At 64.8% G+C, this 11,192-nt stretch carries 13 protein-coding genes and 1 pseudogene; 6 read left to right on the top strand and 8 right to left on the bottom strand.

What is annotated here, in order from left to right; translation table 11 throughout:
* A partial coding sequence (locus tag ACLHHB_RS07755; protein ID WP_410217697.1) for a DNA translocase FtsK occupies positions 1-1,104 on the top strand: 1,104 nt, incomplete at its 5' end.
* Between the two features lie 66 nt (positions 1,105-1,170).
* Entirely contained in the window at positions 1,171-1,932 is a 762-nt protein-coding gene (locus ACLHHB_RS07750) for a DUF2268 domain-containing putative Zn-dependent protease (RefSeq protein WP_410217696.1), read from the top strand.
* 19 nt (positions 1,933-1,951) lie between these two features.
* On the opposite strand, the gene ACLHHB_RS07745 is transcribed toward ACLHHB_RS07750, so the two are convergent.
* The 5 genes from ACLHHB_RS07745 to ACLHHB_RS07725 form a co-directional block, all read right to left on the bottom strand.
* Positions 1,952-2,620 (bottom strand): rhomboid family intramembrane serine protease, encoded by a 669-nt coding sequence (locus tag ACLHHB_RS07745; protein ID WP_410217695.1) that lies wholly within the window; start codon positions 2,618-2,620, stop codon positions 1,952-1,954.
* Positions 2,613-2,810, bottom strand: coding sequence for a Trm112 family protein (locus ACLHHB_RS07740; RefSeq protein WP_410217694.1), 198 nt, complete (start codon positions 2,808-2,810; stop codon positions 2,613-2,615). Before ACLHHB_RS07740 ends, ACLHHB_RS07745 begins: the two co-directional genes overlap by 8 nt.
* Positions 2,807-3,433: an LON peptidase substrate-binding domain-containing protein gene (locus ACLHHB_RS07735; RefSeq protein ID WP_410217693.1), complete on the bottom strand. Its 627-nt coding sequence runs from the start codon at positions 3,431-3,433 to the stop codon at positions 2,807-2,809. The genes ACLHHB_RS07740 and ACLHHB_RS07735 overlap by 4 nt, the downstream gene beginning before the upstream one ends.
* Positions 3,434-3,437: 4 nt before the next feature.
* Entirely contained in the window at positions 3,438-4,343 is a 906-nt protein-coding gene (gene trxA, locus ACLHHB_RS07730) for a thioredoxin (RefSeq protein WP_410217698.1), read from the bottom strand.
* An 84-nt stretch (positions 4,344-4,427) separates the two neighbouring features.
* Positions 4,428-5,213: an exodeoxyribonuclease III gene (locus ACLHHB_RS07725; protein ID WP_410217692.1), complete on the bottom strand. Its 786-nt coding sequence runs from the start codon at positions 5,211-5,213 to the stop codon at positions 4,428-4,430.
* Positions 5,214-5,326: 113 nt separating this feature from the next.
* On the opposite strand from ACLHHB_RS07725, the gene ACLHHB_RS07720 reads away from it, so the two are divergent.
* Both ACLHHB_RS07720 and ACLHHB_RS07715 read left to right on the top strand, forming a co-directional pair.
* Positions 5,327-6,643 carry an MFS transporter gene (locus ACLHHB_RS07720; protein WP_410217691.1) on the top strand — a complete coding sequence of 439 codons (1,317 nt, stop codon included), beginning with the start codon at positions 5,327-5,329 and terminating at the stop codon, positions 6,641-6,643.
* Between the two features lie 58 nt (positions 6,644-6,701).
* Positions 6,702-7,676, top strand: coding sequence for a glutathione S-transferase family protein (locus ACLHHB_RS07715; RefSeq protein WP_410217690.1), 975 nt, complete (start codon positions 6,702-6,704; stop codon positions 7,674-7,676).
* A gap of 156 nt (positions 7,677-7,832) precedes the next feature.
* Here the strand turns inward: ACLHHB_RS07715 and ACLHHB_RS07710 are convergent, their stop codons facing one another.
* Positions 7,833-8,519, bottom strand: a complete 687-nt coding sequence (locus ACLHHB_RS07710; RefSeq protein ID WP_410217689.1) for a response regulator transcription factor — start codon at positions 8,517-8,519, stop codon at positions 7,833-7,835.
* Positions 8,520-8,654: 135 nt separating this feature from the next.
* Between ACLHHB_RS07710 and ribA the strand changes: the two genes are divergently transcribed.
* Together ribA and ACLHHB_RS07700 are read left to right on the top strand one after the other, a co-directional pair.
* Entirely contained in the window at positions 8,655-9,713 is a 1,059-nt protein-coding gene (ribA, locus tag ACLHHB_RS07705; RefSeq protein WP_410217688.1) for a GTP cyclohydrolase II, read from the top strand.
* Entirely contained in the window at positions 9,710-10,240 is a 531-nt protein-coding gene (locus ACLHHB_RS07700) for a L,D-transpeptidase (protein ID WP_410217687.1), read from the top strand. Before ribA ends, ACLHHB_RS07700 begins: the two co-directional genes overlap by 4 nt.
* Here the strand turns inward: ACLHHB_RS07700 and ACLHHB_RS07695 are convergent.
* The gene (locus ACLHHB_RS07695; RefSeq protein WP_410217686.1) at positions 10,231-10,884 is read right to left on the bottom strand and encodes a YggS family pyridoxal phosphate-dependent enzyme; all 654 of its coding nucleotides are present in this window, start codon (positions 10,882-10,884) and stop codon (positions 10,231-10,233) included. The genes ACLHHB_RS07700 and ACLHHB_RS07695 overlap by 10 nt on opposite strands.
* Positions 10,885-10,955: 71 nt before the next feature.
* A pseudogene (locus ACLHHB_RS07690) lies at positions 10,956-11,192 on the bottom strand (porin); the annotation flags it as partial.

Below are 11,192 nucleotides of genomic sequence, written 5' to 3'. Positions count from 1 at the left end.
ATCGGCGGCGATCCGGTCGTGGCGAACCTGGCCAAGATGCCCCACCTGCTGATCGCGGGCACCACCGGCTCGGGCAAATCCGTGGCGATCAACACGATGATCCTGAGCCTGCTCTACAAGCTGACGCCCGACGAATGCCGGCTGATCATGATCGACCCCAAGATGCTGGAATTGTCGGTTTACGACGGCATTCCGCATCTGTTGTCCCCCGTCGTCACCGACCCCAAGAAGGCCGTCGTGGCGCTGAAATGGGTCGTGGGCGAGATGGAGGACCGGTATCGCAAGATGTCCAAGATGGGCGTCCGCAACATCGAGGGCTATAATGGTCGGGTGGGCGAGGCGCTGCGCAAGGGCGAGATGTTCAAGCGCACCGTCCAGACCGGCTTTGACGAGGATACCGGAGAACCGATCTTCGAGACGGAAGAGTTCCAGCCCGAGACCTTCCCTTATATCGTCGTCGTGGTGGACGAGATGGCCGACCTGATGATGGTCGCGGGCAAGGAGATCGAAGCCTGCATCCAGCGCCTGGCGCAGATGGCACGGGCTTCGGGCATCCACCTGATCATGGCCACGCAGCGCCCTTCGGTCGATGTCATCACCGGCACGATCAAGGCGAACTTTCCGACGCGGGTCAGCTTTCAGGTCACATCCAAGATCGACAGCCGCACCATCCTGGGCGAGCAGGGGGCCGAGCAGCTGCTGGGACAGGGCGACATGCTGTACATGGGCAATGGCGCACGGATCACCCGCATCCACGGTCCCTTTGTCAGCGACGAGGAGGTCGAGGAGATCGTCAACCACCTCAAGTCCTTTGGACCGCCGAGCTATAAATCGGGCGTCGTCGAAGGGGTCGAGGATGACAAGGCCGACGACATCGATGCCGTCCTGGGCCTGGGCGGCGGCGACAACGGTGATGATGCACTTTATGATCAGGCGGTCATGATTGTGGCCAAGGACCGCAAATGTTCGACCAGCTATATCCAGCGCAAGCTGGCCATTGGCTATAACAAGGCGGCCCGCCTGGTCGAGCAGATGGAGGATCAGGGGGTCGTGTCCTCGGCCAACCATGTGGGCAAGCGCGAAGTGCTGGTGCCCGAGGTCTGAGAACGGCCAAGCAGCCTGTGCCGGCACGTTCTGGCGCAGGTGTTTCCGCGGGGATATATCCTGATCATGACAATCTGGCATCTGCATCTGCTGAACGCGCGCAATGCGCTGACCGGCACCATGGCCGAACTCCGCGCCACGGCGCGGGAGGCGGTGGCGCTGACCGCGCAGCATGTGGATGTGCCGCGTTTCGACCTGCTGGTGCGGGCGGGGGACGCGGTCATCCCGGACTGGGGCATGACTGGATATGCCCCTGGCCCCGGTGTGATCGAGATCACCCTGACGCCTGAAAAGTTCTCTTCCGACCACCTGCGGCGCACCCTTGTGCATGAATTGCATCATCTGGTGCGATGGGAAGGGCCCGGCTATGGCCGATCCCTGGGTGAGGCGATGGTCAGCGAAGGCTTGGCTGGGCACTTCGTTCTGCAGGTGCTGGGCGGAGTGTCTGATCCTTGGGATGCGACGCGCCCCGGCACGGGAACCCTGCGCCAAGCAAGCCTCTTATGGGCCCGCCGCGACTTTGGCTTTGACGAATGGTTCCTGGGGCGCGGCAAGATGCGCAAATGGACCGGCTATGGGATTGCGCACCGTTTGGTGGCAGAGCATCTGACGCAGGCGCCGGAGCAGGACGCGGCCAGTCTAGCATGGGCCTCGGCGGACAGCTTTCGGCCGGCCCTGCGCCGTCTCCTGGCGGCCGAGGGTGTCGAGGAGCCGGAGGACCTCGCTGGCGACAACACCGCTTCAGCGGAGCAGACATCCTCCGAGGCCGAGAATCCTGTGCCTGACCAAGGGGAAGCTCCTGACGTGCAGGCGCCATCGACGCTCTGACAGGCGGCCGTAGACGGGATCAGCGAGCGGGGCGGCTCAAGGCAAAGCCCAGCCCCATCAACAGGCCGACAACGGCACCGCCCAGATGCGCCTCCCAGGCAATGGCCGGCATCAAGAGCGTCAGGGCGATATTGAGGCCCAGAATCAGGGCGACGGCCCGGATCAGCGGTGTCATCGGCTTGCGCCGACGCCGGAGCGTGATGCCCGCGTAACCGACCAGCGCCCCTGCCAGCCCAAAGACCGCACCCGACGCGCCGATCATCGGCCCTGCCTGCGGCTGCATCACCGCAAAAAGAATGGCGCCGCCAATCTGGCTGGCCAGGTAGGTCGCCGCCATGCGTCCCGCGCCCACCATCCGGTTCAGTTCCCGGGCGACGGCCGCCAACGAGATCATGTTCATCGCCAGATGCAGCAGGTTCGCGTGCAGCAGGCCATAGCTGATGAACATGGCAACCCGCTGCGCCGGATAAAGGCCCGGCCCATCCCAGAACAGCATCGACCAGAACCCGCCCAACATCAGGGCCGCTTGTCGCGCCACCGGATATCCAAGCAGGTCTGCCAGCAGGAGGCATGCCTCGATGACGCAGCACAGGATGACCAGCGTACGCGCCCAGACAGGCAGAACTGCCGGTCCAAGGCGCCGGGCATTGACCAGGGGAATCGCAGAAGGGCGCGGGTCCCTAGTCATCAGCCTTGATCTGGCGTGCTTCGTCGATCAGCATGATCGGAATGCCGGACCGGATGGGAAAGGCCAGGCCCGCGGCACGGGACACAAGCTCCTGCCGCGCGGCGTCATAGCTGAGGGTGGTGTGGGTCACGGGGCAGACCAGCGCTTCCAGCATGTGGCGGTCAAAGGTCGGCGCGGGGGGATCCGTCATTGCAGTCGCTCCTCGTTCTCGCCGCCATGCAGCGCGAATTCGATCAGTCCGACCAGCAGTTCCCGCCGGTCGGACAGTGTGGGTGACTCCAGCAGCGCCTGTTTATCGCCCGAGGAAAAGGGCAGCATCATCGACAGCGAATTGATCAGCAGTTCATCTTCGGCCTGTCCCGCGGCGTCCCAGTCGGTCGACAGTTCCTGCGCCTCCATGAAACGCGACAAGAGGGCAAAGAGCGTCTTGCGGTCAAGGCCGGGGTCGTGCTCGGGGCCCGCCCGGTCCCGGGCAAAGGACGACCAGTCGACGTCCCCCTGCAGATAAGGCGCAAAGCTGTCGTTCACGTCACGCAGCCTGAACCGCGAGATCGCGCCCAGCGAGATCATCATGCGCCCGTCCTCGCCTTCCGAAAAGGCCACGACCCGACCCGCGCAACCGATGGCCGACAGGCCATCGGCATCAGGCTGGATCATCCCGATCAGGCGATGGCTGGTCTTCAGCGTGTCTTCCAGCATCTGCAGATACCTTGGTTCGAAGATGTGCAGGGGCATGCGCGAGCGGGGCATCAGCACCGCACCCGGCAGCGGGAACAGCGCGATGCGGTCAGGCAGGTCGAATCGCAGAACCATCGGATCAGGCAAAGATCAGCGAGGACAACCGGCGGCGGCTCTTCTGACCGATCGGATCATTGGGCTTGAGGCTGTCGAAGATGGTGATCAGCTGGGCCTTGGCCGCGCCTTCGTTCCAGTCCCGGTCGCGGCGGAAGCTGTCCAGCAGGATGTCGATGGCATCCTCGAGACGTCCAGCGGCATGAAGCGCCTGCGCATATTCCAGCCGCGCCTGCTGATCGGCGGGATCAGCCTCGACCCGGGCCTGAAGGTCATCCAGCGGTCCCGCGCTGCTGGCCTGCTGGGCCAGTTGCAACTGGGCGCGCGCGGCCTCCACCGGGCCGGACTGTGCCACGGGACCCGGCACCTGCTGGAGCGTCGAAGCCGCCGCGGCATGGTCGCCCGCCGCCAGATGCGCGCGGATCAATCCGCCCCAGGCCTCGGGGCTGTCGGGCATCTCGCCGATGACGGCGGTGAATGTCTCGATCGCGTCGGCGGCCTCGCCGTCCTCGATCATCTGGTCGGCAGCCGCGATGGCATCGGCAAGCCCTCCGTCATCCCCCCCCATGGCAACCAGCTTGTCCACGAACTGCTTGATCTGGCTTTGCGGCAGCGCACCCTGAAAGGCGTCAACGGGCTGCCCCTTGAAAAACGCATAAACGGTGGGGATCGACTGCACGCGCAGCTGACTGGCGATCATCTGGTTCTGGTCCACGTCGACCTTGGCCATCCGCACGCGGCCCTTGTGCCGTGCCACCTCGGCCTCGAGCGCGGGGCCAAGCGTCTTGCAGGGCCCGCACCACGGTGCCCAGAAATCCACGATGACCGGCACCTCCATCGAGGCCTCGACCACATCGGCCATGAAGGTCGCTTCGGACACGTCCTTGATGAAATCGTCGGTCTTCGGCGCAGAGGCCCCATCGAAAAGCATGCTCATGTCGTCCCCGGTTGTTCGGTCAAAAATCGTTGGCCCCAATATGGGGCGTCGTTGCCCCAAGCGGAAGGGTCGTTGCGGTCACAGATCAAAGCTAGCCAGAACCGGAACATGGTCGCTGGGTCCTTCCCAGCCCCGGCATGGGCGCAGGATCCGGCTGCCATGCGCGGCGTTGGCAATGTCGGCGGTGGCCCAGATGTGATCCAGGCGGCGGCCCTTGTCGGCCATGTGCCAGTCCTTGGCGCGATAACTCCACCAGCTGTAGAGAAGCCCCGACGGGATGTCCTGCCGCGTGACGTCCACCCAGTGTCCGGCATCCTGCGCGGCCAGCAGGTGCTCGACCTCGGTGGGGGTGTGGCTGATGATCTTGAGCATCTGCTTGTGCGACCAGACATCGTCCTCGCGTGGGGCGATGTTCAGGTCGCCGACCAGGATCGAACGCTCGGGCCGGTCGGCGTGGAAGACGTCGCGCATCTCGGCCACGAAATCCAGCTTTTGCCCGAATTTCTCGTTCACGGTGCGGTCGGGGACGTCGCCGCCGGCGGGAACGTACATGTTGTGGATCACGACACCGTTTTCCAGCCGTGCCGCGACATGGCGGGCATGCCCCAGCTGGGCATAATCGCGGTCGCCCGCATCCTCCAGCGGCAGGCGCGACAGGATCGCGACGCCGTTATACCCCTTTTGCCCCCGGGCGACGATGTGGTGGTAGCCCAGGTCGCGAAACGCGGTCAGCGGGATCTTGTCCACGGGCGACTTGCATTCCTGCAGACACAGGACGTCGGGCGATTCCTCGGTCAGAAGGCGAGCGACCAAGCTTTCGCGCAGGCGGACCGAGTTGATGTTCCAGGTGGCGATGGTGAACATGGGCAGACTCCTTCGGAGGCGGACCCTAGCGGCGCGGCGATGGGGTGTCGAGGCGCAGGCTTGCCATATGATCCATGCACGCTATGGAAAGGAAAATGGGGCGGAGGAACAGGATGAAGCTGACCATCGACGAGGCGCTGACGCAGGGCGGGACCGGCCGCTTCCAGTGGCGGTTGCTGGGGATCTTCGGCCTAGTCTGGGCGGCCGATGCCATGCAGGTGATCGCCGTGGGCTTTGCCGCGCCTTCGGTCGCGGCCAGTTTTGGACTGGAGCGGGTGACCGCGCTGCAGATCGGCACCGTGTTCTTTCTGGGCATGTTCGCGGGCGCCTTTCTCTTCGGGCGCGTGGCGGACCGGATCGGGCGCAAATGGGTGCTGATCGGGACAGTCGCGATGGACGCGGTCTTTGGCCTCGCCTCTGTCATGGCGGGGGATTTCACCTGGCTGCTGATCCTGCGGTTCCTGACGGGGGTGGCGGTGGGCGGCACGCTGCCCGTCGATTACGCGATGATGGCCGAGTTCCTGCCGCCCAGGAACCGCGGGCGCTGGCTGGTCTGGCTGGAAGGGTTCTGGGCCGTGGGCACCATCGTCGTGGCACTGACGGCCTGGGCTGCCGCATCCTTCGGGGCCGAGGCCCCTTGGCGCTGGATCTTTCTTGTGGCAGCGCTGCCGGCGCTGATCGGCTTTTTCCTGCGCTTCTGGATTCCCGAATCGCCGATGTATCTGGTCCGCAAGGGCCGCCAAGCCGAGGCGCGTGCCGTCATCGACCATGTCCTGCGAGTAAACGGGGCTGCGCCGCTGCCCGCCCAAGCGCATCTGAAGCCCGCGCCCCTGCCTGCGGGCGGCGCCCAGTCCATTCTGGCCGCGCCGCTGCGCCGCGCGACGCTGGGCGTGCTGGCGGTCTGGTTCCTGGTTTCGTTGTCTTATTACGGCGTCTTTGTCTGGGTTCCGGGACAACTGGCGACCGAGGGCTTCGGTTTTGTGCGCGGCTATGGCTTTCTAGTGGTCTTGGCGCTGGCGCAGGTGCCGGGTTATGCGCTGGCGGCTTGGGGGGTCGAGGCGGTGGGCCGCCGCCCGACGCTGGCCGGTTTTCTGGCGCTCAGCGCGGCGGGATGCGGGCTGTTTGCCCTGGCCAGCGGGCCGGTTCTGGTCGCCACGGCCCTGATGGTGATGAGCTTCGCCCTGCTGGGCACCTGGGGTGCGCTTTATGCCTTCACGCCCGAGCTTTACCCGACGCATCTGCGCGGCACCGGCATGGGAACGGCCAGTGCGGTGGCCCGCCTTGGCGGCATCCTGGCGCCCAGCCTTCTGGCCGTGGTCTTTGCCCGCGGCTTCGGGTTGGCCATCGGCAGCTTTGCGGTGCTGTTGCTGCTGGCTTTGGTCGCCCTGCTGCTGGTGAAGGCCGAGACCCGCGACCAAGCCATCGGATAAGGTCCGGAACAAGGCGCCGCCACGCCCGTTCCCTCGCCAGAACGCGAAAGGAGAGGCGATGGGTCAACTGGTCAACGGCGTCTGGAGGGACGAATGGTACGATACCGACAGCACCGGCGGGGAATTCAAACGTGACACATCCAGGTTCCGCAACTGGGTGACCGCCGACGGCAGCGCCGGTCCCACCGGTGCGGGGGGCTTCAGGGCGGAAAGCGGACGCTATCACCTGTATGTCAGCCATGCCTGTCCCTGGGCGCATCGCACGATGATCTTTCGGGCGCTGAAGGGGCTGGAGGACCACATCGAGGTTTCGGTCGTGCATCCCGAGATGCTGAAGGACGGGTGGGAATTCCGTACCGACTTCGAAGGCGCGACGGGAGACCGGCAGTTCGGCTTCGACTTTCTCCGCGACGTGTATCTGAAGGCCGTCCCGGACGCGTCGGGCCGGGTGACGGTGCCGGTCCTTTGGGACCGTGAAACTGGGCAGATCGTGTCGAACGAAAGTGCCGACATCATCCGGATGTTCAACGCGGCCTTCGACGGCATCACCGGAAACCGCGACGATTACTGGCCCGCCGACCTGCACAATCGGATCGAGGCCGTGAACGGACGCATTTACGACACCGTCAACAACGGCGTCTACAAGGCGGGCTTTGCCACCTCGCAGGGGGCCTATGACAAGGCGGTCGTGCCGTTGTTCGACAGCCTGGACTGGATCGAGGGGCTTCTGGCCGATCACCGTTATCTGGCCGGCGACCGGATCACCGAGGCCGACTGGCGCCTGTTTACGACGGTTCTGCGCTTTGACCCGGTCTATCACACGCATTTCAAGTGCAACCGGCGTCGGATTGTCGATTATCCCAATCTGTGGGGCTGGGCGCGCGAGTTGTATCAATGGCCCGATGTCGCCGGGACTGTGCATCCGGATCATTACATCCGGCACTATTACTTCAGCCATGACATGATCAACCCCCACCGCATCATCCCGGTGGGTCCGGAGATCGACTGGACCGCTCCGCACGGTCGCGGCTGACCAGAAAAAAGCCCCGGCGCGGAGGGGCGCGCCGAGGCATCAGAGAGGGAGGGGGTGTGGCCGTATCCGCCGACCACTGGGCTTCGGGGGCATAACGTCGCCGGGGCGACCCGGTTCCCGCAGAATTTGGCGTTGCGGAAACCGGTCGCTCACATCTCAGGCAACCAGGCGATAGCCGCCCGATTCGGTGACCAGAAGACGCGCGTTCGAGGGATCGGGCTCGATCTTCTGGCGCAGGCGATAGATGTGGGTTTCGAGCGTATGTGTCGTGACGCCGGCGTTGTATCCCCAAACCTCGTGCAAAAGCACGTCGCGGGCCACGATGCCGTCCTGCGCGCGGTACAGGAACTTGAGGATGTTGGTTTCCTTTTCCGTCAGGCGGATCTTGCGGTCCTTCTGGTCGATCAGCATCTTCATCGACGGCTTGAACGTGTAAGGCCCCAACTGGAAGATCGCGTCCTCGGACTGTTCATGCGTCCGCAGCTGGGCACGCAGCCGGGCCAGCAGCACCGGGAACTTGAACGGCTTGGTCACGTAATCATTCGCACCGGCATCCAGGCCCAGGATCGTGTCGGCATCTGTGTCATGGCCCGTCAGCATGACGATGGGGCATTTCACGTTCAGCTTGCGCAGCTTCTTGCACAATTCCCGACCGTCGGTGTCAGGCAGGCCCACGTCCAGCACCACCAGATCGAAGATCGCGTTCTTGGTGGCCTCGACAGCTTCGGCGCCGCTGCCGGCCTCGGTCACGTCGAAATCATCGGTCGCCACCAGCTGTTCGGCCAAGGCTTCGCGCAGGTCTTCCTCGTCATCGACCAGCAGAATTTTTTTCAATCCGGGCATGTTGCCTCCTTTGGCTCGCTTGAGGCAATGAGTGGGGATGCCTGCGCGGTGCGTCCAGCCACATGATGAAAATCTCACATGGAGTTGTCGGTTTTCCGCGCTATGTTTCAGACTGTTTCAACAAAGCGTGGCCCGATGAGCCTGATCCCGACCCTTGCCGAAACCATTTCCCGCGCGCGCGCCGACCTGCGCATGGGCCTGCCCGTTGCCGTGGGCGATCATCTGGTGGCCGCGGTCGAGACATTGTCGCCTGCACGTCTGGCTGACCTGCAGGCCCTTGGACGCCCTGTCCTGGCCCTGACGGGTCGGCGGGCCGAAACGCTGAAGGCCCGTGCCTATGACGGCGAACTGGCGCGCGTGGTCCTGTCGGCCGATGCCGATCTGGCTTGGCTGCGGGCGCTAGCCGACCCTTCGGGCGACCTGATGACCCCGATGAAGGGTCCGTTGATGACGGAACGGGAGGGTGACGCCCGGGATCACCGTGTCGCCCTGGCGCTGGCCAAATCCGCCCAGTTGCTGCCAGCGATGCTGCTGGTCCGGGCAGAAGCGCCTGTTGGTCTGACGCGCCTGCAGACGGCCCCCGCGCTGGTGCAGCTGGCAGCCGAAGCTGCCATGGCCCCCGTGGCCGCAGCCCGTCTTCCCCTGCTGGCAGCCGAGCGGTCGCGGCTGCACATCTTTCGCCCTGACAATGGTGCCGAGGAGCATTGCGCTGTCGAGATTGGTGATCCACCCCGCGATGCGCCCGTTTTGGCGCGCCTGCACTCGGCCTGTTTCACGGGCGATGTTCTGGGCAGTCTCAAATGCGACTGCGGCCCGCAGCTGAATGCTGCGCTTGCCGCCATGGGGCAGGCGGGGGCAGGGGTCCTGCTCTACCTGAACCAGGAAGGACGGGGGATCGGGCTGGCCAACAAGATGCGCGCCTATGACCTGCAGAATCAGGGTTTCGACACGGTCGAGGCCAATCATCGCCTTGGCTTCGAGGATGACGAGCGCGACTTTCGCATCGGTGCGGCGCTGCTGCGGCGCCTCGGCTTTGCCGGCGTGCGGCTGATGACGAACAACCCGCGCAAGGTGGCGATGATGGAAGGCCAGGGCATTGCCGTGGCCGAGCGCGTGCCCCTGATCGTCCCGCGCAACCGCCACAACACCGGCTATCTCGACACCAAGGCGGCAAAGTCAGGCCACCTGCTGTGAGCCCGTTCGACATGGTCCTGATTCCCGGCGGATTGTGGTTCCGGGGGAGGACCTTTCCCTGCAGCATCGGCAAGAGCGGCGTCAGCCCCACCAAGCGGGAGGGCGACAGGGCCACGCCCGCGGGCGTTCACCGGATCACCGGGCTGTGGTACCGGCCGGACCGGCTGGCCTGTCCTGCGCCTTGGGCGCAGCCCATCGGGCCGGGGGATCTGTGGTGCGATGACCCGGGTCATCCGGCCTATAACCACCATGCCCGCGCGCCGCTGCAGGCCAATCACGAACGGTTGCGTCGGGCCGACCCGCTGTATGACCTGATCCTGACAACAGACTGGAACTGGCCGGATGCTGTTCCGGGTGCAGGGTCGGCGATCTTTCTGCACCAGTGGCGCCGCCCGGGATTCGGGACCGAAGGCTGCATTGCCTTTGCCCGCCCGCACCTGATCTGGATCGCGCGGCATGCGGCGCCGGGCACACGGGTGATCGTGCCGGCGGCGATGCGGTTCAAGGCCTCGACGGTTCAGCCGTAGTTTCGGGCGCCGAAGATTGCCGAGCCGACGCGGACATGGGTCGCGCCATGGGCGATGGCCATCTCGAAATCTGCACTCATCCCCATCGAAAGGCCGGACAGCCCATGATCCTGCGCCAGCCGGCGCAGGAGGTCGAAATGCGGGACGGCGTCTTCTCCCTCGGGGGGGATGCACATCAGGCCCTGCGGCTGCAAACCCAAATCTGCGCAGGAGGACAGGAAGACCGGCAGCTCGTCAGCCAGGATCCCGGCCTTTTGCGGTTCGTCACCGGTGTTGACCTGCACGAACAGGTCCGGTCTGCGGCCTTGTTCGTCGATCTGCTGGGCCAGTTTCCGTGCCAGCGTCATGCGGTCCAGCGTGTGGATCGCATCGAACAGCTGCACCGCAGCCCGCGCCTTGTTCGACTGCACCGGCCCGATCATGTGGACCGCGACACCGGGAAACCGTGTCCGCCAGTCAGGCCACTTGGCCTGCGTTTCCTGCACATAATTTTCGCCAAAGACGGTGTGGCCCGCCTTCAGCACGGCCTCCACCCGTTCAGGCGGCTGCACCTTGCTGACCGCGATCAACGTGACGCTGCCGGCTTTACGACCGGCGGCCTGTTCTGCTGCCCTGATGCGGCGATTGATGTCATCCAGTCCCATGACCACAGATGACAAAAAGAAAAGAGCGGGCGCAAGGCCCGCTCTTTCGCTTTTGCTGCCGATCGGAAGGATCAGAAGTTGAAGCGCACGCCCATGTCGGCCGTGATCTGCTCCTGGTAGCCGCGCTGCAGCGACGCACCCAGACGGGCACCGCCCAGGTCGTAGTTGACGCCGACGCCGAACGCGTTGTCGGTTTCGTTGCCTTCGTTGTTGTTGTTGGCAACATAGGCTTCGATGTTGGTCAGGCCGTCGGCCAGGGTGTAGTCGCCGTACAGGGTGACGGTTTCACCGATCGAACCCACGCCGGA

It is taken from the genome of Paracoccus sp. (in: a-proteobacteria), from assembly GCF_046462195.1.
Classification (GTDB): Bacteria; Pseudomonadota; Alphaproteobacteria; order Rhodobacterales; family Rhodobacteraceae; genus Paracoccus.
This window is presented reverse-complemented; position numbering and strand designations above follow the sequence as displayed.

Bases quoted from the DNA above. Each gene is read 5' to 3' on its own strand.
- ACLHHB_RS07710 (WP_410217689.1), bottom strand. From the start codon at position 8,519: ATGCCCGGATTGAAAAAAATTCTGCTGGTCGATGACGAGGAAGACCTG.
- ribA (WP_410217688.1), top strand. From the start codon at position 8,655: ATGAGCCTGATCCCGACCCTTGCCGAAACCATTTCCCGCGCGCGCGCC.
- ACLHHB_RS07715 (WP_410217690.1), top strand. From the start codon at position 6,702: ATGGGTCAACTGGTCAACGGCGTCTGGAGGGACGAATGGTACGATACC.
- trxA (WP_410217698.1), bottom strand. From the start codon at position 4,343: ATGCTTTTCGATGGGGCCTCTGCGCCGAAGACCGACGATTTCATCAAG.
- ACLHHB_RS07720 (WP_410217691.1), top strand. From the start codon at position 5,327: ATGAAGCTGACCATCGACGAGGCGCTGACGCAGGGCGGGACCGGCCGC.
- ACLHHB_RS07725 (WP_410217692.1), bottom strand. From the start codon at position 5,213: ATGTTCACCATCGCCACCTGGAACATCAACTCGGTCCGCCTGCGCGAA.
- ACLHHB_RS07735 (WP_410217693.1), bottom strand. From the start codon at position 3,433: ATGGTTCTGCGATTCGACCTGCCTGACCGCATCGCGCTGTTCCCGCTG.
- ACLHHB_RS07750 (WP_410217696.1), top strand. From the start codon at position 1,171: ATGACAATCTGGCATCTGCATCTGCTGAACGCGCGCAATGCGCTGACC.
- ACLHHB_RS07695 (WP_410217686.1), bottom strand. From the start codon at position 10,884: ATGGGACTGGATGACATCAATCGCCGCATCAGGGCAGCAGAACAGGCC.
- ACLHHB_RS07740 (WP_410217694.1), bottom strand. From the start codon at position 2,810: ATGACGGATCCCCCCGCGCCGACCTTTGACCGCCACATGCTGGAAGCG.
- ACLHHB_RS07745 (WP_410217695.1), bottom strand. From the start codon at position 2,620: ATGACTAGGGACCCGCGCCCTTCTGCGATTCCCCTGGTCAATGCCCGG.